Annotated in this window: 17 protein-coding genes; 10 read left to right on the top strand and 7 right to left on the bottom strand. The window is 40.8% G+C overall.

Annotated features, from left to right (window positions below):
* Positions 1-469: 469 nt before the first annotated feature.
* Complete coding sequence (locus RM368_RS13715; RefSeq protein ID WP_322694560.1) at positions 470-2254, top strand: diguanylate cyclase domain-containing protein; 1785 nt, start codon at positions 470-472, stop codon at positions 2252-2254.
* Positions 2255-2444: 190 nt separating this feature from the next.
* Here the strand turns inward: RM368_RS13715 and RM368_RS13710 are convergent, their stop codons facing one another.
* Positions 2445-2663, bottom strand: a complete 219-nt coding sequence (locus RM368_RS13710; protein ID WP_322694559.1) for an Hfq-related RNA-binding protein — start codon at positions 2661-2663, stop codon at positions 2445-2447.
* Positions 2664-2732: 69 nt separating this feature from the next.
* On the opposite strand from RM368_RS13710, the gene dapF reads away from it, so the two are divergent.
* Together dapF and RM368_RS13700 are read left to right on the top strand one after the other, a co-directional pair.
* Complete coding sequence (gene dapF, locus RM368_RS13705) at positions 2733-3572, top strand: diaminopimelate epimerase (RefSeq protein ID WP_322694558.1); 840 nt, start codon at positions 2733-2735, stop codon at positions 3570-3572.
* 136 nt (positions 3573-3708) lie between these two features.
* Positions 3709-4128, top strand: a complete 420-nt coding sequence (locus RM368_RS13700; RefSeq protein ID WP_322694557.1) for a pentapeptide repeat-containing protein — start codon at positions 3709-3711, stop codon at positions 4126-4128.
* A 100-nt stretch (positions 4129-4228) separates the two neighbouring features.
* Here RM368_RS13700 and RM368_RS13695 read toward each other — a convergent pair whose 3' ends face one another.
* The 3 genes from RM368_RS13695 to RM368_RS13685 form a co-directional block, all read right to left on the bottom strand.
* Positions 4229-5227, bottom strand: coding sequence for a DMT family transporter (locus RM368_RS13695; protein WP_322694556.1), 999 nt, complete (start codon positions 5225-5227; stop codon positions 4229-4231).
* Between the two features lie 137 nt (positions 5228-5364).
* On the bottom strand, positions 5365-8607 hold the full coding sequence (locus RM368_RS13690; protein ID WP_322694555.1) for a PAS domain-containing protein: 3243 nt from the start codon (positions 8605-8607) through the stop codon (positions 5365-5367).
* Positions 8608-8904: 297 nt separating this feature from the next.
* The gene (locus tag RM368_RS13685; protein ID WP_322694554.1) at positions 8905-10851 is read right to left on the bottom strand and encodes an amino acid transporter; all 1947 of its coding nucleotides are present in this window, start codon (positions 10849-10851) and stop codon (positions 8905-8907) included.
* A gap of 516 nt (positions 10852-11367) precedes the next feature.
* On the opposite strand from RM368_RS13685, the gene RM368_RS13680 reads away from it, so the two are divergent.
* Positions 11368-12174: an Rpn family recombination-promoting nuclease/putative transposase gene (locus RM368_RS13680; RefSeq protein WP_322694553.1), complete on the top strand. Its 807-nt coding sequence runs from the start codon at positions 11368-11370 to the stop codon at positions 12172-12174.
* A 63-nt stretch (positions 12175-12237) separates the two neighbouring features.
* Here the strand turns inward: RM368_RS13680 and RM368_RS13675 are convergent, their stop codons facing one another.
* Positions 12238-13314, bottom strand: a complete 1077-nt coding sequence (locus RM368_RS13675) for a PIN/TRAM domain-containing protein (RefSeq protein WP_322694552.1) — start codon at positions 13312-13314, stop codon at positions 12238-12240.
* Positions 13315-13719: 405 nt separating this feature from the next.
* Between RM368_RS13675 and hemW the strand changes: the two genes are divergently transcribed.
* Together hemW and RM368_RS13665 are read left to right on the top strand one after the other, a co-directional pair.
* Entirely contained in the window at positions 13720-14901 is a 1182-nt protein-coding gene (gene hemW, locus RM368_RS13670; RefSeq protein WP_322694551.1) for a radical SAM family heme chaperone HemW, read from the top strand.
* Positions 14902-14911: 10 nt separating this feature from the next.
* Positions 14912-15799, top strand: coding sequence for a UTP--glucose-1-phosphate uridylyltransferase (locus tag RM368_RS13665; RefSeq protein ID WP_322694550.1), 888 nt, complete (start codon positions 14912-14914; stop codon positions 15797-15799).
* A 149-nt stretch (positions 15800-15948) separates the two neighbouring features.
* Here RM368_RS13665 and RM368_RS13660 read toward each other — a convergent pair whose 3' ends face one another.
* Positions 15949-17343, bottom strand: a complete 1395-nt coding sequence (locus RM368_RS13660; RefSeq protein WP_322694549.1) for a hypothetical protein — start codon at positions 17341-17343, stop codon at positions 15949-15951.
* Between the two features lie 274 nt (positions 17344-17617).
* Here RM368_RS13660 and RM368_RS13655 point away from each other — a divergent pair, with 274 nt between their 5' ends.
* Positions 17618-18742: a THUMP domain-containing class I SAM-dependent RNA methyltransferase gene (locus tag RM368_RS13655; RefSeq protein WP_322694548.1), complete on the top strand. Its 1125-nt coding sequence runs from the start codon at positions 17618-17620 to the stop codon at positions 18740-18742.
* A gap of 68 nt (positions 18743-18810) precedes the next feature.
* A complete protein-coding gene (locus tag RM368_RS13650) occupies positions 18811-18963 on the top strand; it encodes a hypothetical protein (RefSeq protein WP_322694547.1) in 153 nt (50 codons plus the stop codon).
* Positions 18964-19013: 50 nt separating this feature from the next.
* Here RM368_RS13650 and RM368_RS13645 read toward each other — a convergent pair whose 3' ends face one another.
* On the bottom strand, positions 19014-19463 hold the full coding sequence (locus tag RM368_RS13645) for a hypothetical protein (protein ID WP_322694546.1): 450 nt from the start codon (positions 19461-19463) through the stop codon (positions 19014-19016).
* 561 nt (positions 19464-20024) lie between these two features.
* On the opposite strand from RM368_RS13645, the gene RM368_RS13640 reads away from it, so the two are divergent.
* Positions 20025-20291 (top strand): hypothetical protein, encoded by a 267-nt coding sequence (locus RM368_RS13640; RefSeq protein ID WP_322694545.1) that lies wholly within the window; start codon positions 20025-20027, stop codon positions 20289-20291.
* 852 nt (positions 20292-21143) lie between these two features.
* On the top strand, positions 21144-21410 hold the full coding sequence (locus tag RM368_RS13635) for a hypothetical protein (protein WP_322675413.1): 267 nt from the start codon (positions 21144-21146) through the stop codon (positions 21408-21410).
* Positions 21411-21618: the final 208 nt, after the last annotated feature.

Below are 21618 nucleotides of genomic sequence, written 5' to 3'. Positions count from 1 at the left end.
ATGGGATATCTTGATTCGACCACTTTAGCTGGTAATTTCTTTTTAAAAAATCACCCAAATAAACGAACTACTCCAGACGCAGAGAACACAGAGGAATAAGGAGGAGAGAGTTTTTTCGCCAGTTTTTTGAGTGAGTATTTTTTTATTTGGAAGTCCTTAACTGAATCTATCTAAGAATTAAGTTTTATTTTTTACAAATTTATTCTGTCTTTACAATACTTTTTTATCTCATATTTTCAGTTATCAGATACTTTGGCGATAATGATATTTACTGTACTGTATTTACAGTACTTTATCCCAAATTATTTGTGATAAAGCTTTTTAAGACTTAATGACAAAAGTCAGATGAAGAGAAGCGATCGCGAAACTTTCTTACGCGATAATGGTTATAAACTAAGAAAAACTACGTTTTTACATCGTTGTAGCTATATTTTTTCATTTTTAAAATATTACTGAAATTATACTTATAATGTTGTACACAAGTTTACGTATTATTACTAGAGCATCTGCTAATTTACTCTGTAAGCTTTTAGGACAGCCTAGTGTTAGTAATTTAGAAACTCAACTCCATGAGAAACAAGTTCAAATTCAGCAGCTAGAAGAGCAAGAAAGGGCGCTTTACCGAGTTATTAGTAAAATTCGAGCTTCTCTTGAGTTAGAAACAATTTTTCGTACAACCACAAAGGAAACTTGCAAGTTACTCCGAGTCGAACGGATTGCCGTTTATCGTTTCTATGAAAACTGGGGTGGAGAATTTGTTAGCGACTTTGAGTTTGCAGAGACTGGATGGGATGATGTAGATACATTAGGAAAAAATACAGTTTGGAATGACTCTTATCTACAAGAAAATCAAGGTGGACGGTATCGTAATAATGAAACTTTAGTTGTTTCAGATGTTTACGCAGCAGGCTTATCTCAATGCCATTTAGAAATTTTACAACAGTTCCATATTCGAGCTTATGCAACTGCATCAATTTTTGTGGGAAAAAAACTGTGGGGAGTGCTTGCTGCTTATCAGCACTCACAGCCACATGAATGGAAACAATTAGAAATTCAGTTTTTGTCTCAGATTGCGACGCAGTTAGGATTTGCAGTTAAACAAGCAGAATTTTTAGCTCAAGCAGAACAAAAAGCAGCAGAACTGTATAAAGCAAATCAGCAGCAGGATATTCTGTTTAATTTAGTTGCTGAAATTCGTGAATCTCTGAATATAGATACCTTGTTTAAGACTACTGTACGAGAAATTCGTAAGGCTCTCCGTAGCGATCGCGTCAGTATCTTTCGATTTGACCCGGAATCGAACTATACCTCTGGTGAATTTGTCTCCGAGAATGTATTGCCTGACTACGATTCTACGATCGCCATCAAGGTAAAGGATAATTGTTTTGGTGAAAAATATGCAGTTGCTTATCACCAAGGGCGTATACAGGTAGTATCAGATATTTATCAAGCTGGGCTAAAAGATTGCCACATTCAACTGTTAGAGCAATTTCAAATCAAGGCACAAATTGTTGCACCTTTAATGAAAGGAAAAACTTTATGGGGATTACTATGCGTTCATCAGTGCTATTTTCCGCGCGAATGGAAAAAGTCAGAAATTCAATTTATCCACCAGTTAGCTGCTCAGTTTAATGTAGCTTTAGAACATTCTGAATTATTAGAGCAATTCCGCTCTCAAGCTAATCAACTTGCTCAAGCAAATAATGCTTTAGAACTAGCAAATTCTCAGTTAGAAAAACTTAGTAAGCTAGATGCTCTAACCCAAATAGCCAACCGTCATTGTTTCGATCAGTTTTTAGTTCAGGAATGGGATCGACTAAAACTAAGTGAAAATTATTTATCTTTAATTATATTTGATATTGACTATTTCAAGAATTATAATGATTCTTATGGACATCTAGCTGGGGATGAATGCTTAATACAAGTTGCTCGTGCAGCACAATCTGTATTAAAGCGTCCTACCGATCTACTAGCTCGTTATGGTGGTGAAGAATTTGTTGTAATTTTACCAAATACGAACGAATCAGGTGCGATTAAAGTAACTAAGTTGATTCAAAAATCTATTCAAGAATTAAAGATTCCCCATAAAAATAATAATGGATTTCAATATTTTGTGACCGTCAGTTTAGGTGTTGCCATTCAAAAACCAACAGATAACAGTTCATCTCAAAATTTAATTAACGCCGCCGACAAAGCTTTATATAAAGCTAAAGAACAAGGACGCAATCGGTGGGTTTGTGCTGCAAAAACCTGAGTCTAGTGATGAAATAATTAAAAATACACTACTTTAATTATGGGATACAAGCCCACAATAAAGAATTGCTTCGAGATGCGAAGTGCAAGGCATCTTTATTCCAAGCCCACGGCTTAAGCCGTGGGCTTGAATTTTTAATCCGAGTGAAGCAAATGATAAGGCGATAGGTTGTAGTGTTTCTGCCTGACTCCTAACTCACTTTCGGCTTGATGTAGGCGATCGCTTGTTTCCAAACGGTGGTTTGCTGGCTGTTTTCATCCGCAATAGAGATACACTGTGGATCTTGCCATAAAACTTTTCCTGTGAGTACATCACCAGTCAGCAGCTTTAACTCTATTGGCGTTGTTTGTTTAATCAGGTTTTGGACTTGTCTAATGCTGGGTAAAGTGGTGTCAAATTCGGTAAGCATTTTTAGTAAAGATGAACCTACAAGGCAAAATAAAGAGTAACTAATCCTTGATAATTCATCCTTGAAGAAATGGCAATCGAATTTACTAAGTATCATGGTCTAGGCAACGACTTTATTTTGATTGACAATCGCTCGTCATCTCTGCCTGTAGTGACTCCAGAGCAAGCCATCAAGTTGTGCGATCGCCACTTTGGTATCGGTGCTGATGGTGTAATTTTTGCCCTACCTGGAGAAAACGGCACTGACTACACTATGCGGATTTTTAATTCTGATGGTTCTGAACCAGAAATGTGTGGTAATGGCATTCGCTGTTTAGCTGGCTTTCTAGCAGACTTAGAAGGGGAATCCCGAAATCAAGACTCATATCGCATTCATACTTTGGGTGGTGTAATGACTCCCCAACTTTTATCTGATGGTCAAGTTAAAGTAGATATGGGTTTACCCAGGTTACTCGCTAGCGAAATTCCTACCACTCTTGCACCCGCCCAAGAAAAAGTTATTTCTGTGCCATTAGAGGTGGCGGGGCAAACTTGGGAAGTCACCTGTGTAAATATGGGAAATCCGCACTGCATTACCTTTGTGGAAGATGCAGCAGCAATTGAGTTAGAAACTATCGGCCCAAAATTTGAGCATCACCCAGTTTTTCCCCAACGCATAAATACCGAATTTATTCAAGTGGTACGTCGTGACTATTTGAAAATGCGGGTATGGGAACGGGGTGCTGGAATTACCTTAGCTTGCGGTACTGGTGCTTGTGCTTCTTTAGTAGCTGGTGTGCTAACCGGGAAATGCGATCGCACTGCCACTGTAGAATTACCTGGTGGCCCCTTGCAAATTGAATGGTCAGAAATAGATCAACGAGTTTACATGACAGGCCCGGCCCAAAAGGTATTCACTGGTAAACTGTAACCGACTTACTATTGGCATTACTCAAGTAGTAGTGCCATAGAAGTCTTGCAGCGATCCAACCTATGCAGTTTATGGTTTTTGTCGCTAACTCAAGCGTATTGGATTTATAGATAGTAATTGATTCGGACGTTAAAGTATGGATGCTGAGGAGTTGTACAGGCGCTATGCTGCTGGGGAGAGAGATTTTCGTGGGGTTGACTTGAGTGGAGTCAATTTGGAAGAGGTTTGTCTTGAAGAAATCAATCTCGAAGGGGCTGATCTTAGAGGAACCCTTTTCTTCCGTTCCAACTTGCGGGGGGCTATTTTCAGAAATGCCAACCTGGAAGGAGCCGATCTCAGTATGACTGTTTTAGATGAAACTGATTTTCAAGGAGCTAACATCAGGTACTGTAATACTATGGAAACTTCCATGATTCGTGCTAACTTCCGGGATGCTAAACAAGAAGGAACTACTCTGGGTGGATATATGTACAACACTATCCTGCCCGATGGTCGAGTTGTCTCCGCCCCCGATGCTGAGAGAGATAGATTGATCGCCCAAGGGTATGAATTCTGAGCCAGCCAATAGAGGTGCTGCTTGCAAAGGGCTAACTAGGAAACTTAAATCATCGCTCTCAATGGCTTCCTCAATTTCATCAGGCAGATTTGAGAAAATGTTAAGATTCATTTTCTGCTGAAGATTGGATTTGGGAATTAATTTTAGATTGCACAGATTCTTTATTAGAAATTGCTAGATATATACCCCCTAAAATTAGAGCCAACCCTAACAAGTTAAAAATACTCAAGTTTTCCGAGAAAAGTATCCAAGCAAAAATCGCAACAATCACAGGATTGAGTAGTAAAAGTAAAGAGATAAATCCTGATGAAAAATTTTTCAGGCTGTATACAATTAGCCCATGACCCAAGGCTTCGCAAATAGCAGCTAGCGCAAATACTACTAACCACCCCGACAAAGTAACTGGGAAAACTTGTTTTTCCCAGATTAGCACTACTGGTATCATCAATGAAGTTGCGATCGCACAACGCCACACCAGGATGGTAATAGTTGAAAACTTATTGCCGATCTGCTCGATAAGTAAAAAGTTTGCTGCATAAAATATCGATGATGTCAGGGCAACAGCATCACCTGTAATATTATTATTAGAACGCAATAAATCTTCAAATCCGACTGCGATCGCACCGATTATGGCTAAGATTAGACCGATGATAAATTTGCGCCCAAAAATTTGATTAAAAAATAGCCATCCTCCTAAAGTAGTAAATAGCGGATTGAGGCTACCTAACGCATTAGCATTAGCTGCACCAGTCTGAGTTAGTGACCAAGTCCAAGATAATCGACCTAATACATGAACTAGACCCACTGCGATTAAAAGCGCTATCTCTTTGATTGGATAAGGCTGCTGTGGTAATACAGGTTCATCATCTGTAATTTTAGTCCGTACTTGGTTAATTCCACTCCATAATCCAAAGATAATAGTCGCTATCCATAAACGATTAAATAATGTAGCAACAGCGCTCATTTCTCTAACAGCGATTTTAATAAATATTGCTGTTGAAGATAAAGCTAATAATGCAATTATTACTATGATTATCGGCAGGATTTTGGAAGTTTTATCAGAGTTTTCTGGTGTTAAGCTTAATTGATTTTCTGCCATTTAGTTTATATTTATTATACGAACCGCCCTTCGGGTGACGCTCCTTCTCTGCGAGACGCTACGCGAACGTCGCTAAACTAGCAAAATCATCCCGCTTTCTCTGCAACACCAATTTTGATAACATCCGTTCGCAAGTTTTAGCCATGATTTTGCCCTAGTAAATCTGCAATTGAGGTCAGTAATTCAGTTGGTTGTACTGGTTTGGCAATATGTTTCTGAAAACCAGCCGCTAAAACTCGATCGCGATCGCTTTCTCCTGCATAGGCGGTAAGAGCGATCGCCGGAATTCCCCCGCCCTCCTCTTTGGGCATGGCTCTGAGCATCTTAATCAAGCTGTAGCCATCCATTTCTGGCATTCCTAAATCACTGATTAATAAATTAGGTACAGCCTGTGATATAATCATCAGCGCCTCTTTTACTGATGCTGCGGCAGTTATCAACGCCCCATTCTGTTGTAGCAAGAAGTGCAAAAACTCTCGTGTGTCAACATCATCATCAACAATTAATACCCGTAGTCCACGCAGAACTGACGAGTTAAATTTCTCCCCCGCTTTTGCTGCTTTCTCTGCACCGCCACTCTCCTTCATCACGGGCAGTCTGACAGTAAAAACTGCTCCCTGTCCAATTCCTGGACTGGCTGCTCTTACAGTACCACCATGCAACTCTATTAAGTGACGAACTATTGCCAATCCCAGTCCCAGTCCGCCGAATGTCCTGGTTGTGCTGCTATCGGCTTGACGAAAATATTCAAATACGTGGGGTAGAAACTCTGGAGAAATACCTTGACCTGTATCTTTAACTTTAATTAGTACTGAAGGGAAAGTTAATTCATTACTCAATGATAAGCTGACTTCGACTGAACCACGAGAGGGAGTAAACTTGACTGCGTTCGAGAGTAAATTCCCGACAACTTGCTGTAAGCGATTATAATCGCCTAACACTTTACCAACATTGGGGTCAACTTGTACTTTAATCTGGATAGATTTGGTTTCGGCAATTAACCGGACTGTTTCTAATGCAGCATCAATTACAGCTACTAAGTTAACAGTGGCAAAAGTCAGGTTTAACTTACCGCGAATAATTCGGGAGACATCCAACAACTCATCAATTAATTGAATCTGCAATTGAGCATTTCTTTCGATGGTTTCTAAAGCACGATTTGTAGTCACTTCATCAAATTTGCGGCTTTTGAGTAGCGATGACCACCCTAAAATCGGGTTGAGGGGCGATCGCAATTCGTGGGAGAGGATTGCGAGAAACTCATCTTTATTCCGGTTTGCCTGTTTGAGTTCCTCTGCTTGTTGCCTAAGTGCTTTTTCTAATTGTTTCCTGGGGGTTAAGTCAAGAATAAAACAGATCCAAGATGCGGGATCTCGCTCCACCAAGGCACCACCAATTAGTATCGGAATACGGGAACCATCCTTACGAATGTATTCTTTTTCAAAGGGAGTAAATAGCCCAACCGTTAAAAGTTGTTCTAGTCCCTGCCGATCGAAAGTGTGATATTCAGGTGGAGTGATGTGTTGTCTGCGTATTTTACCTGTCAATAGTTCCTCTCGCGTATAACCCACCATTTCTAAAAAAGCCTCGTTCGCCTCAGTAATGTAATCAGGAGTGGCGAACATAATGCCAATAATGTTGGAATCAACTAAGCGCCTTAATTGAGTTTCACGCTGGCGCAAATCATTTTCTACCTGTTTGCGTCGGGTAATATCTTGGGTAGTACCCATCATTCGTACTGGCTGACCCTCGGCATCATAAAAGACGCGACCTTTAGCAGCAATCCAATGAAAACTACCATCAGACCAAGGGATGCGGTATTCGATGTCACACTCAACATTTTCCTCCAGAGAGCGGGCGATCGCTTCATGAATACAGTGGCGGTCTTCTGGATGTACACAGTTGAGGAAAATCTCAAAGCTGATTTCGGCTTCTAGGGACACTCCAAACAGTTGATAACATTTCTCTGTCCAAATTACCTCGTTAGTAGTAATATCCCAAAACCACATACCCAGTTCAGCAGCATTAGTAGCCAACCGAATCCGTTCTTCACTCTCGCGCAGATTTGTTTCAATTTTTTGACGTTCCCAATTAGCAGCTTGCTGTTCGGTAATATCAGTACTTGCACCAACTACCCTAACCACCTGAGCATTTTCATCCCGGACTGCAAACCCCTGATCTACCACCCACAAATAGCGGCCATCCTGGTGACGTACGCGATACTCAATCCGATAACGGTTTCCATTGGTCATACTAGCCATGAATTGGTCGTTAACTCTTTGTTGGTCATCGGGATGAATGCGTTCTTGCCACCACTCGAAGGTCGGTTCCGTTTCTTGTTGGGTGTAGCCAAAAACCTGGGTTAGACCCTGAGTTCTTTCCACAGTATTTCTGCTAATCTCCCAGTCATAGATTAGGCAATTAACCGCCGCCGCTGCTAGCTCAAACCTTTCGTTACTTTGCCGCAAAGAAGTTTCTATGTGTCGTCGCTCTGTAATATCAAAAGCAATCCCCAAAAGATATTGCGGCAATCCATCAGCAGTTCTGCTGTGTACAGTGTCATAGCTACAAAACCAGCGCCACTCTCCATTAGCGTGTCGAATTCGGTATTCAAAGCTGAGAACTTCACCCTGATAAGCAGAATTAAATTGTTCCAAATAGCTAGGGAGTCGAGCCAAATCTTCAGGGTGTAGAAGTTGAGTAAATAACTCCTTTCCCATCGCCTGGATTTCTACTGGTGTATAGCCCCAACTTTGAGCAATTTCGTAATTAACGTAAGAATTTCGCTGCTCAATTAGGTCATAAATGTAGATGATCCCCGGAAGAGTGCCAGCAATTTGTTGAAACAGACGATGACTATCCCACAGTTTTTGAAATTCATTTGCATCAAATCGTTGAGTATCTTGTTCGCAATTACAGTTTTTCTCTGACTGAGCGTGCTTAGATTCTGTAATATCCGAAAAAGTTGTCACGATCGCATACAGATTACTTGCTTCAGTTTGAAACAGAGGTTGCGAGGAAAACAATAGCCAGACTAGCTCATTATTTGGCTTATAAAAGCCACACACCACATTTAAGCAAGGTTTACCTGTATTTTGAGTAACCCTCGTCGGGTGAGTTTCACTGAGTAAAGGAGAACCATCTTCATGAATAAATTGCCACTTGGGATCGAGCAAATTTTGCCCCACAAGCTGTTGGGCGGTCAGTCCCAAAATGCGATCGCTAGCGGCATTGCAAGCCTGGATAGTGCCATCAGGCAACTGAAGCACCATTCCTTCTTCTTGACTGGCTACTAGCGAAGAATTTGCCTTTTTACTAACTTGCCGATGCAGCAGCTTGTGATTAGCCAGCTGGTTGTGGAACTTTTCTGCGTCTGGCATTCTAAAAAGTTAAATAATTTTAAAGTTAATCTTAGATTGAGCAACTCATCTTTACATAAATTTTAAGGCAATTTCTTCCAATTTGAGGTAAAACCTGCGATCGAAATAGCGATCGCTGATTTATTTTTTGCCGCATTTTTATAGGACAAGGGCAGGAGGATACAAGGGAACAAGGAGAAAAAAGAACTCTGTTAACGAAACAGTGCTGAGTGATTTTAATTTACTCAGCACGGGCTAAACTTTAGCTTTTTGCTAACAGCACTCAGAACTCAGCACTCATTACTCATTACTCCTGAATCAACCCCCAACATGAATACCAGGTCGCATTTCGGGATTCTTTTCAGCCCGACGCAGTACTTCACGGGTAACTACAGCAATGTCACCTTCGCCAAACAAGATAAAACGCAATAGGTATTGTATGGGATTTCCCTCAACCCAGCCGAAGTAAGCATGGGGAATCTTACCTGTTTGGTCGCGAATGTAAAGTAGTAAAGCTGCGATCGCATTTGGTACTGCTGCACTTTCAGCCCGGAGGATGCGATAATCACCAACTTGCACCCCTTTTACTACGATCGCATCTGCAAATTCCGAAGCATCGGATACATGAATTTCTAGAAACAGAACTGGATCGTTGAGTGGAATATGATTGTCTTCGCGTACCTCTTTTTCTTTCATAAAATACTCTAGGACATCGCCTGTATTCAAGCGATTTGCAATCAGTCGTATTGTTCCCTGGCTATCTTCGGCAAAGAATTGCCTAGCAAGTTCGTCAATTTCAATTCGCTCTGCTCGCAGTTCCGTTGAACGCCAAACACGAGAAACCAGGGAGGTAAAAATGATCGCACCGATAAAGAATCCGGCAATCCTAATCCCTTCTGGTCTTTCGATGATATTAACAATGGTGGTATATAAAAATAACAGTGTAATGATGCCAAAAACGAGTCTGGCCCGCTTCTGTCGGTGACGGTGGGCTGATAAGGTAACGGCAAAGGCGGCTGAGGTGATCAACACCAGCACACCAGTTGCATAAGCCCCACCTTGGGCTTCTACACTTGCTTTAAAGATAATTGTGACAACAAAAGCGATCGCTGTGTAGACTAACACCAAAGGTCGTGTTACTCGTGCCCAATTGGGCGCCATACCATAGCGTGGTAGGTAGCGAGGCACGATATTTAATAGCCCTGCCATTGCAGATGCACCTGCAAACCACAAAATAGAAATAGTACTTAAATCGTAAATTGTGCCAAAGGCATTGCCTAGATATAGATGTGCTAAATAAGCAAGGGCCCGTCCGTTAGCTTTGCCCCCCGATGCAAATTCTGCGGCTGGAATTAATAGAGTGGTTATAAAACTGGTGGTAAGCAAAAAGAAGCTCATAATTACAGCAGCAGTGGTGAGCAACTTGCGTGTATTCCGAATCCGCCCTTTGGGATGCTGCGAAGTGCTGTTACTGCTACCTTTAACCAGGGGCATAACGGTAACACCTGTCTCAAAACCTGACAATCCCAGCGCGAGTTTTGGGAAGATGATCAAAGAGATGCCGATTAGCATCAAAGGGTTAGAATGGCGTGCAAAAAGTGCAGTTTGCCAATTCGGGATCGTTTCTGTGTGATTTAATATCTGATACACACCGACGCCAACGACAATGAAGTTTAACAGCAGATAAGCTCCCACCAAAACTACTGCAATCCCAATGGCTTCTCGGAAACCTTTCAGGAAGACTGCACCTAGTAATGCAACTAATATCAGGGTAACTGCGATCGTCTGATTGTGAAGCCAATGTGGTGTCAGCGGATTTTCGACGATATGGGCTGTGGCATCAGCTGCTGACAAAGTAATTGTAATAATAAAGTCAGTTGCCACAAACCCAAGTAAGCACAGTACAAGTAATTTGCCTTGCCACCAGGAAAGTAAATGCTCTAACATTGCGATCGACCCTTCACCATGAGGGCTTTCGGCAGCAATGCGTCGATAGATTGGCAACGCTCCAAACAGCGTCAGCAAAACCAGAATCAAGGTAGCTATAGGAGAAAGAGCGCCAGCAGCCAGTGCTGCAATCCCAGGTTGATAACCAAGGGTAGAGAAATAATCTACACCAGTTAAGCACATCACTTGCCACCAAGAATGCTGGCGATGTGCTTCTTCCTTGCGGTAAGACCCTTTTTTTTCTTGTCGGTTTTCTTCAAGCAACCAATGGATTAACTGGCTGCCGAGCCGTTTTGTTGAAACAATTGATTTAGCCATCAAATACGGTTGTGTTGCAAAAGTCGGCTTTGTGATTTTTTAAAGCCTTCGTGGTTTATTAAAATTTTTAACTACAAAGGCATAGCACTATTATCGTATGTTAAGCATCTTGTCCCATTTACAAAATATATAGCAGCAGTTCGTAGTCGTCTACCACATGAAGATCGTTTGCAGATTTTGGTATAAGAATAATCAATACTGCAACCGTATATTTTGGGATTAACGCTTTTGCAGTCTTAGCACCTTTAAGCCGTATAAATTATAAAAAACGACGCTGCGAAACTTGGTATATACACAATCAACAAATCAGCCCTAAAATAAAAGTCGCTTTTAGTTATATGATGTTTGTGTAAACGATGTAAAATAATTAGCCTGCTAATCTATAACTTTGTTTGTGTAGCCGCAGACTTTAGTTTGATAGAATTATGGACATATAGTCGTACACAATATACAAACAATGTATTAGATAGGTTCTAGCATCATGCGAACTTATCTGCACCAACTACACTAATTCAGATGTTTGACAATATCTGCAAGTTTTTAGTTGAGAACTTCTCCAGTGACTTCGCTACATGGTTATTAGGCGAATCTATTAATTTAACAGAACTAAGTCCAAAAGAACTATCTCTCGAACCCATTCGGGCTGATGCTCTAATTCTGTTGCAGTCGGAGCAAAGCATATTGCATTTGGAATTTCAAACCCAAGTCGATGCAGAAATTCCTTTTCGGATGATTGACTATCGATTACGAGCATATCGCCGCTTTCCAGACAAAGCAATGCATCAAGTCGTAATTTACCTCAAGCAAACAAATTCAAATTTGGTGCAACAAAATACATTTACAATTCCTGGGACACGACATGAATTTGCAGTTATCAGACTTTGGGAACAACCTACAGAAGTATTTTTGAGAACACCTGGACTCTTACCTTTAGCGGTATTAAGCAATACAATCGATCCAGAAGTTATACTTACCGAAGTTGCACGGGAAATTAACGGGATTACAGAATTAAGAACTCAAAGTAATATTGCTGCTTCTACAGCAATTTTAGCTGGTTTAGTATTAGATAAAGAGGTTATTAAACGAGTTTTGAGGTCAGATATGATGCGCGAGTCAGCTATTTATCAAGACATTCTACAAGAAGGTAAAGCTGAAGGCAAGGCCGAAGGTAAGGCCGAAGGTAAGGCTGAAGCGTTACTCGAAGTGGCAAGAAATCTATTTAATACTGGTATGCCATTAGAGGCGATCGCCAAGGTGACAGGGTTATCAATTGAGCAGTTACAGTATTTACAGGTAAGTGAGTCTGGTGAGTCCAATCAATAAATAATCGGTGCAGTCAACCTGCACCGATTAGCAAGTGTCACTCGAATTGAACATCCCATTGTTTCACGCCAATGCTGAAGCTTGGGGTTTAGCAAAAATCATTCTTCCTGCTGTAGTTTGTAAAGCACTGGTAACTACTACTCGCAGTTCACCACCCACATAACTGCTACCTTCTTCAACAACTACCATTGTGCCGTCATCTAGGTAGCCAATGCCTTGACTGGGTTCTTTGCCTTCCTTGAGGATTTTTAAATCCAGGTTGTCGCCAGGTAAATAACTGGGACGGACGGCATTGACTAAATCATTCACATTCAAAACAGGTACTTTTTGAACACTGGCGACTTTAGACAAGTTGTAGTCGTTGGTTAGCAGTGTGCCGCTAATTTCTTGGGCGAAGCGCACTAACTTGGCATCCACTGTGGGAATATCTTCGTAGTCAACTGCATTAATCAGGATGCGATCGGGATAATCTTCCTTAATGCGGTTGAGAATTTCTAGTCCTCTCCTTCCGCGTACCCGCTTTTGGTCTTTGCTAGCATCCGCTACTTGTTGGAGTTCTTGCAAGACAAACTGCGGTACGAGAATTTGCCCTTCTAAAAACCCTGTTTCTAGTAAGGCTTCAATACGACCATCAATAATACAGCTAGTATCTAGAACTTTGGTATTGGCTGGTTTTAATGTTCCTTCCACGACCAATGATTCGACGGTGTTGGGATTAATGAACCGCAATAAGCCTCGTCCGTGGGTATCTGCCAAATTCATGCCAGTGACGGAGAGGATGATACTACCGACAACTGCCACCAATGGCTTAATAAATCCAAAATCCGCCGGAATCGGCAGCAAAAATAATGGGGCTAGCATCAGGTTGGCTAGTAATAGCCCAATCACTAAGCCGATCGCACGAGTTAAGATCGCTTCTAGAGGCATTTCTTTGACTTGTGATTCTAGGCGACGATATGTCGTCTGGAAACTCAGCCCGATCGCACCACCAATAATAGCGGCAAAGACGGCAACAACTAAGCGTAAGGCTTCTAGATTCGTTACCTGATCTAGCGCCCCATAGGGTAGTAGTTCAATGCTGTAGAACCCTATTCCCGACGCTGCTAGGATAAATGAGAAAATAATAATGGCGTCAAGCATGGTTGTCTTGTTTTCCTGTAACTGTGTTAACCGATAAAGTTAAGTATTTTTTATTTTATCGGTAAGATAAACCGATCGATATTGACTTACACTAAGGGTTTAGGCTGACAATATCTGCAATTATTATAACTAAAGGTTTTTATCTTAATATTTTTCATTGTTTTGTTGTAAAAAGACCAAAACTTGTAAATAAACTAATTATTTTGTAAGAATTCAGAATCCAGAATCCAGAAGTCAGAATTAAGAAGACTTTGATACTTAAACTTAATAAGTTTAATAAAATCAAGAAGTCATTACACGCTTGATTTGACAATTATTCTGGCTTTTGACTTTTGACTCCTGAATTCTTACCTGATTTTCATTGCCTCTAATTCGCAGTTGGATTAACTTAAAACTTTTCTCAAAATGAGTAAAACATTTAGTATTTCTGGAATTGCGAGTTCTGCTTATGTGCATATTCCCTTTTGCAGGCGACGATGTTTTTATTGTGATTTCCCGGTATCTGTTGTGGGCGATCGCTTGCGGGGCGAAACATCTGGTACTATCTCCCAATATGTTGAGGTGCTATGTCAAGAAATTGCCATTACACCAGCATTTGGTCAACCTCTGAAGACAATTTTCTTCGGTGGTGGTACTCCTTCGTTGCTCTCAATAGAGCAGCTACAAAGGATACTGACAGAACTACAGAAGCATTTTGGGATTACGTCTGGGGCAGAGATTTCTATGGAAATTGATCCAGGCACCTTTGATTTAGCCCACATAGCAGGCTATCGCCGTGCAGGCGTGAACCGGGTAAGTTTGGGCGTACAAGCCTTTCAATCAGAATTATTGCAAAGAGCGGGGCGATCGCACTCAGTTGACGATATTTTTGCAGCTGTGGAACTAATCCACCAAGTCGAGATTCCCGAATTTAGCTTAGACTTAATTTCTGGGTTGCCGCATCAGTCTTTGGATCGATGGCAGGATTCCTTAGAAAAAGCTGTAGCGAGCGCACCCACTCACATTTCCATTTACGATCTTACCATCGAACCAGGTACAGCCTTTGGTCGTTACTACAAACCTGGCGATACTCCGTTACCCACAGATGAAGCCACAGTCAAAATGTACCAGATGGGTCAGCAGATTTTAACTAGTGCAGGTTATGAGCATTATGAAATTTCCAATTACGCTCAACCTGGCCATCAATGTCGGCATAATCGAGTGTACTGGGAAAATCGCCCTTATTACGGCTTTGGCATGGGTGCGGCGAGTTATGTTCAGGGGAAACGCTTCACTCGTCCGCGCAAAACGAAGGAGTATTACCAGTGGGTGCAAGCTGGCGGTGTAATTGATTGTGATGTGACCCCCCCAAAGGAAATATTGTTAGAAACGTTAATGTTAGGGTTGCGTTTGGCAGAAGGTTTGAGTTTGGCGGCGTTGGTAGAGGCGTTTGGCGAAGAGAAGGTGGAAGAAATTTGTTGGTGTTTGCAAGAGTATTTTAAAAAAGGTTGGGTAGAAATTGCAGAGGGAAGGTTGCGTTTGATTGATCCCCAAGGGTTTTTGTTTTCTAATGTGGTGTTGGCAGAATTGTTTGAAAAGTTAGGCTGACGAACTGTTTATGCAAAAAAATAAAGTTAGAAAAGCTATAATTCCGGTAGCTGGTTTCGGTACTCGTTTATTTCCAGCTACTAAAGTTGTCAAAAAAGAACTTTTCCCAATTATCGATCGAGATGGTAGGGCAAAACCTGTAATTCTTGCAATTATTGAAGAGGCAATTAGTGCTGGAATTACAGAAATAGGGATTGTGGTGCAGCCAGATGACAAAGAAATATTTGCAGATTTCTTGAAAAACCCACCTAAAAAAGAACTTTTAGAGAAACTTTCACCACAAAATCAAGAATATAGCCGATATCTCGAAGATTTAGGTAGCAAAATTACCATTTTGTTACAAGAGGAACAATTAGGCTATGGTCATGCAGTATTTTGTGCCAAGGATTGGGTACAAAATGAGCCGTTTTTGCTCATGTTGGGCGACCACATTTATGCATCTGACATCGAAAAATCTTGTGCTAGTCAAGTTTTAGATGTTTACGAACAAGTTAATCAAAACGTTGTTGGTTTAACTACAATGCCAGCAGAAATTATTCATCAAGCTGGGTGTGTAACAGGAGTTTGGCAAGAGTTAAACTCGATTTTGTCAGTTACACAACTGTATGAAAAACCGACTATTGAGTATGCACAACAGCATTTACGTGTAGAAGGAATGTCAGAAAATAATTTTTTATGTATATTTGGCTTATATTTACTAACGCCGAAAATTTTTGACTTTCTCGCAGAACATATCAACCAAAATTTGCGAGAACGAGGGGAATTTCAGTTAACATCTTGTCTTGAACAATTGCGTCAGGAACAGGGAATGACAGGATATGTTGTTAAAGGCAAGTGTTTTGATACAGGTTTGCCAGATGCTTATCGGCAGACAATGATTGATTTTAGCAAAATATAGATTAATCTCAGTTCAATTCGTTTGAGGTAAGCAGAGGCATCTTGAAAATATAATGTTTAATTTGCTCCTGGCGATCGCCTCTTTTTTTGTGAAAGCAGTTTTCAGGTAGATGGGTTACAAAATGCAGGACTCTAAATCAGACACAAACCTTACAAAACTACCTCAAAACTAGCGGTAGTTAGAGTCGGAAAAGAAATAGCATCCAATTGTGCAAATTTACCCCCGGAATTAATCTCAGCAAAATCATCCGCCGAACCATTAGGGTTATAAAATAGACTACCATTTGCGCTATTATAAACGAGCGCGGCACTACTGCTTGCAGCTAAAGTATCGTTTGTCACTGTGGCAAAGTCTGCGGAATCTAATTGAGTCGGAAAGACCGAGTTACTTAGAACTGTAAAGGTAGATTTAGATAATTGGATCTTGTCTTGCTCAGGATTGAAGTTCCTAATAACATCAACTCCGAGTTCCCTAATATTAAACTTCGATCCTGTTGCAAATGCAAACTTATCTGCACCAGCGCCTCCTTCTAATAAGTCATCCCCACTATCTCCCTGTAGGTAATCGTTCCCTTGATTCCCCCTCAGAATATCTTTTCCACTACTGCCAAAAAGAATATCATCACCTCTGCCCCCCAGAAGGTTGTCGTCACCACTACCCCCATCTATTTTGTCTGCACCAGCTCCACCAAAAAGGCTGTCAGAACCTGCCCCCCCATCAATGTAATGATTACCAATAACCCCAGAGAGGGAAATACTGTCATCACCATCCCCAGCAAAAATAACTTTATCGCCAGCCGAAAAATCCGCTCTACTAAAGGTATCGTCTCCCTTGGTTGTAGTGACATCAGTACCGATCGCATTTCTAGCTCGAGCAACTGCCTCTTTTATGACATCAGCAAGATTTTCACTTGTAGAACCAAGAGTCAGTACGCTACCTCGACCAAGCTGGGTAACTAGTGTCTGGTAATTGGCTGCAACATTACTCGTAGTTAGAAAAATTGGAATAATGTTATTTGCTTCTAGCGCAGTTTTTACTTGTCCGACCTGTGGATAATCTTCAAAAGCATCAGCTATTCCATCTCCATTATTGGCAATAGTATCACTGGGAATAACTGCTGCGCGATCGCCGGCAACGTGATAAGTACCATCGGTGGCTATTAGAATAACACGAAATGAACCTACTCTGTAACCAAGACTGCCGCTATTTAAAGCTGCGAACAACAGTGCAAATAATTGTGATTCTGGCCCATCATTGCCACCAAAAGCTTGAAAGTTAAAGATTTTGTTTTTAATTGTTGTGACATTATTTGTCAAAGCGACTTCTGGTTGATATACATAGTCAGCGGAACCCCCAAAAGGCGCAAGTGGCTTATCCTTGAAAGAGGCAATACCAAATTTCAGGTCATCACCAAATATATTTGCTAACTTCGGGTTGGTTAAACGATTTACCGTTGCCGGAAGTATGGTTTTCAGCTGGACTAAATTCTCGTCAGATGACGATGTTAAGTCTTGCAGCAGAATAATATCAGATACTAAACTCACAGTTTTTCCCTCTGACTATTTTTATTGATGGGTTGTATTGGAAAGTGCCTGAATGCTGTTTCAGCTTGATATTAGCAGGGTTAATTGATTTAAGATAGTACTTAAATTGAAGAAAATATAATCTCTTTGAAAAAATATTTGCTGTGTTCTGACTCCTGCCTCTACCCTACTAAGGTTATAATCGCAGACTTAACCAGAGAGAATGTTACAAGATATAAGTTAAGCTAAAGTGCGTCAATGGGTGAGCAGTGAAGATAATGCTTTGGATTAGAGGATGAATCAGTATTTTGCAACGGTTGCTCGCGGATTAGAAACCCTTGCGGCTCAGGAGTTAGAGCAACTGGGTGCCCATTCCGTAGAGCCGGGGTTTTGCGGTGTAGCCTTTGAGGGCGATCGCACTTTACTTTATCGCGTCAACCTCTGGGCTAGGCTGCCGTTCCGCATCTTGGTAAATATTCATGAGTTTCCTTGTCTTGATGCCAAGGATCTCTATCGCGGTATCCAAACTATCGATTGGCAAAACTATCTGACGCCAGATATGACGCTGGCGGTGAATGTCACGGGCAAAAACGATCGCCTCAACCACAGCCACTTCACATCTCTCCAGGTGAAAAATGCGATCGTTGACCAACAAAAAGAAAATCTGGGCGAGCGTTCAAATGTAGAGCTTCACGACCCAGATGTGCGGGTTAATGTTCATATTGAACACGATAGTTGTACGGTTAAACTCGACAGTTCGGGAAATAGTCTGCACCGTAGAGGCTACCGCCCTGCGGTGGGAGCAGCTCCTCTGAAGGAATCTCTAGCTGCTGCTCTGATTCAACTTTCGGGTTGGCAACCAAACCAGATGTTCTACGATCCTCTGTGTGGATCTGGCACTTTACCTCTGGAAGCTTGCTTAAAGGCATTGAATATCGCACCAGGACTGTTTCGCGAATCCTTTGGATTTGAAAATTGGCTCGATTTTGACCTGCCCCTTTTAGAAAAACTCCTCCAAGAAGCTAAGGACAGCCAACTTGATAGCCTGAGCGAACCTATTTGGGGAAGCGATCGCGATGAAAATATAATCGAGCAAGCGATTAACAATGCTCAAAATTGCGGCGTTGATAACTATGTATGGTTTTCTCAAATGGAACTTGTTGATGTTGTCGCCCCCGCAGATAGTGGGATTTTATTCTGCAATCCACCTTATGGCGAACGACTGGGGCGAGATAGCGATTTAGGGGCATTTTACAAACTTTTGGGCGATGTGCTGAAACAACGCTTCAAAGGCTGGACTGCGTTTGTACTTAGTGGCAACAAGGAACTGTCTCAATCGATTGGACTAAAATCATCCCAGCGAATTGCGGTGTACAACGGAACGCTGCCTTGTCAGTTAATGAAATATGAGTTGTATTAAGAAAATTGCCGCTTTGTAGTATGTTTAAGGCGATCGCGCTCAACTACTTCTGCTGAGTAAAAAATACATTGCCTGAAAATTTTGTGACACCGGGGATGTGCTGTCTTATCGGAGTTTGTGAAAACCGCGACCTAAATCTGCTGTTGCATGGCATTGGCTATCTCGATAGATTCAATCTGAATCTGACTTTTCACGGGATGTGGAAAAGTCAGATGAAATAGTAGGGTGCGTTAACTAGGGTTGCAAAATGCGAGTGTCTTAGTTCAAGGTCTTAATAATCAACTTTTTCCAACACTCCAGAAATATTCGTACCAGAATCTGTTTCTAGAATCAAAACTTTTTTCCCATTATTAACAATTACACCAAAGTATTTAAATTTATTTTGAAAGGATAGAGTAACAGTGCAGTCACTATTTACCTGGTAAGTGCTAGTATCAGATAAATCTTGTGCAACCTTTCCACCAGTACTGGTAGCACCCTTAATCCCTTGTATGTTGCCATTTCCATCAAATCTGTCTAGAAAGAGCAAATTAAAAGGAGTGGCTCCAGGTTTTTGAAAACCAGAAACTTGAGATGCGTAGTCACCCTGTAACGTTCTGTTTGTGCAAGACAATTTTCGCGGTATGTCATGTGCTTTGACAGATGTTCCTGTACTTACAAAACCTAAAGCAAAGATAGTTGAAAAAACAGTCGCGACGAGCGCTCTATTTTTCAAGAACATATTTTTTGTCTCCTACTGTAAATTTTGGATAGTTTTCCCAAAGACTTAATTTTGATTATTTTTCAATGAAAAATAATTAGAAAAATTTTTTAAATTCTAAAGAACTTAATTTTGATTATTTTTTCACTGAAAAAATTACAAAATTATTAATTTTGTCAGAATTTAAGTCTTCGTATTTAATTACAATGAGCGTCAGAAAACTTTCTTCTAAATGATATACATACAGCAGAAATATATTTTGTGAATTTTTGATGAAGAATGGACCTAACCAAGGTTTGAAAGATTTAATCGAAGAAACCTCTAAATATCGCCAATAATCAAACTTGGTTCGCGAATAATTTACGCGAACCAACTCCCCTTTTGCACATCCGGTGAAAAGTCAGAATCTGAATTAGTGATATTTTTAATACTCTTTAAGAAATTTAAATTAAGTCAAACAAACTTGAAACTATCTGTAAGTCTATATTTTGGCAGTTAGAGTAACAACTTTTGAAACAAGTGGCAGTATAATCAATGACTGACAATCTGCAATTTATTTATCGTTAGAAGGCAAGGCTATTTATGTCAGACCAATTCACCTTTACCGTTACCAATAAAACTGAATTGGCAATTACAGAGTTGTGGGTATCTGTAGATGATAAAGAGTGGGCTTCATTTAACTTAGGTGAGTCAGGGATTCCAGCAGGTGAAACAGCAACAATTGCTTGGGCTGAATATACGAATGGTTCGCCCTGTGAATGGTACATCTCTGCTGTATTTGAAGATGAATCAGAAACGGAGTCAGCCCTATTTAACTTCTGTAAAGAACCAGATTTAACAATCAAATAAATTCTGCACTGCGATCGCGCTTGATACATGATTGCATATTGACTCCAGACATAAAAATAAAAGCCCTACCTCGAAAGTATCTAAGTGCAGCTTGATATTAGAATTAACATGTCCCTTTTAGAGAAGTTGCTCGAAGAAGTTAGGGACAGCCTGTGAAACGCCCTGACTGCGCCTATTTGGGGAAGCGATCGCTCTCAACTATAGCGGTTATCGCCTGGGTGCAGTACAGTTTTGACCTTACTTCCATTCCTCTCTCCTTTTAGGGGAGAGGCTTTGAATCTTACTCCCCAACGCTAGAAAGGAAGGGGCTGTTCTTGTTATCCCTCTTTTGTTACTTCAGGGAGAGAATAATTTATAACCCTTGCCCAGATAAGACTTTAATTGTAGAGCCTTGTTTGAAGGTTCTTATTAGCTTGCGATCGCTAATCTTTCCACTAAATCTAGGTTTGATCATTTAGCTCCAATTTTTATTTCCCCAGAGTGACAAAAGAGGGGTTATACCAATTTTAAAAAAGAATGCGACAGATACATACTCCCAAACCTTTGTTCTGTCTAGCTTCCCTAATTTTGAATTTTGAATTTTGAATTTTGAATTTTGAATTGGTATTAGGTCTGTATTCCATGCAATTGGGAACCCCTATATTTCTGTTAGATCGTAAAGACGCGATTTATCGCGTCTTACCTGTGATATTTTTAATACTCTTTAACAAATTTCAATTTAGTCAAAAATAGCTTGAAACTATTGTTGAGTCTATATTGTGGTAGTTTGCATGACAATGTTTTAAAAAAGTGACAGTATAATCGATGACTGACAAACTGCAATTTATTTATCGCTAAAAGGCAAGGCTATTTATGTCAGACCAATTCACGTTTACTGTTACCAATGATACCGAACAAGCAATTACAGAGTTGTGGGTATCTGTCGATGATGAAGAGTGGGCTTCATTTACCTTGAGTGACTCAGGGATTCCATCGGGTGAAACAGTAACAATTGCTTGGGCTGAATATACGAATGATTCGCCCTGTGAATGGTACATCTCTGCTGTATTTGAAGATGAATCAGAAACTGAGTCAGCCCTATTTAACTTCTGTGAAGAACCAGCTTTAACAATCGGATAAATTCTACACTGCGATCGCTACCGGAAAGGGCGTGTACGCCATCGCGCTTTATACATGATTGCATATTGACTCCAGACATAAAAATAAAAGCCCTACCTCAAAAGTATCTAGGTGGGGCTTGATATTAAAATTGACATGAGCCGCAAGCTTAGTTGGTGGTGCGTTCAAATCTAGCTGCTTGAGTAAACAAATAAAGCTGGCTTTGTCA

It is taken from the genome of Nostoc sp. DedSLP03 (assembly GCF_034530815.1).
Taxonomy (GTDB): domain Bacteria; phylum Cyanobacteriota; class Cyanobacteriia; order Cyanobacteriales; family Nostocaceae; genus Nostoc.
Note: the sequence above shows the minus strand (reverse complement) of the source record. Positions and strands in the feature narration are given on the sequence as shown.

What these genes read in the sequence shown, in the direction of transcription:
- RM368_RS13715 (WP_322694560.1), top strand. Translation starts at nt 470, where the DNA reads ATGTTGTACACAAGTTTACGTATTATTACTAGAGCATCTGCTAATTTA.
- RM368_RS13710 (WP_322694559.1), bottom strand. Translation starts at nt 2,663, where the DNA reads ATGCTTACCGAATTTGACACCACTTTACCCAGCATTAGACAAGTCCAA.
- dapF (WP_322694558.1), top strand. Translation starts at nt 2,733, where the DNA reads ATGGCAATCGAATTTACTAAGTATCATGGTCTAGGCAACGACTTTATT.
- RM368_RS13700 (WP_322694557.1), top strand. Translation starts at nt 3,709, where the DNA reads ATGGATGCTGAGGAGTTGTACAGGCGCTATGCTGCTGGGGAGAGAGAT.
- RM368_RS13695 (WP_322694556.1), bottom strand. Translation starts at nt 5,227, where the DNA reads ATGGCAGAAAATCAATTAAGCTTAACACCAGAAAACTCTGATAAAACT.
- RM368_RS13690 (WP_322694555.1), bottom strand. Translation starts at nt 8,607, where the DNA reads ATGCCAGACGCAGAAAAGTTCCACAACCAGCTGGCTAATCACAAGCTG.
- RM368_RS13685 (WP_322694554.1), bottom strand. Translation starts at nt 10,851, where the DNA reads ATGGCTAAATCAATTGTTTCAACAAAACGGCTCGGCAGCCAGTTAATC.
- RM368_RS13680 (WP_322694553.1), top strand. Translation starts at nt 11,368, where the DNA reads ATGTTTGACAATATCTGCAAGTTTTTAGTTGAGAACTTCTCCAGTGAC.
- RM368_RS13675 (WP_322694552.1), bottom strand. Translation starts at nt 13,314, where the DNA reads ATGCTTGACGCCATTATTATTTTCTCATTTATCCTAGCAGCGTCGGGA.
- hemW (WP_322694551.1), top strand. Translation starts at nt 13,720, where the DNA reads ATGAGTAAAACATTTAGTATTTCTGGAATTGCGAGTTCTGCTTATGTG.
- RM368_RS13665 (WP_322694550.1), top strand. Translation starts at nt 14,912, where the DNA reads ATGCAAAAAAATAAAGTTAGAAAAGCTATAATTCCGGTAGCTGGTTTC.
- RM368_RS13655 (WP_322694548.1), top strand. Translation starts at nt 17,618, where the DNA reads ATGAATCAGTATTTTGCAACGGTTGCTCGCGGATTAGAAACCCTTGCG.
- RM368_RS13645 (WP_322694546.1), bottom strand. Translation starts at nt 19,463, where the DNA reads ATGTTCTTGAAAAATAGAGCGCTCGTCGCGACTGTTTTTTCAACTATC.
- RM368_RS13640 (WP_322694545.1), top strand. Translation starts at nt 20,025, where the DNA reads ATGTCAGACCAATTCACCTTTACCGTTACCAATAAAACTGAATTGGCA.
- RM368_RS13635 (WP_322675413.1), top strand. Translation starts at nt 21,144, where the DNA reads ATGTCAGACCAATTCACGTTTACTGTTACCAATGATACCGAACAAGCA.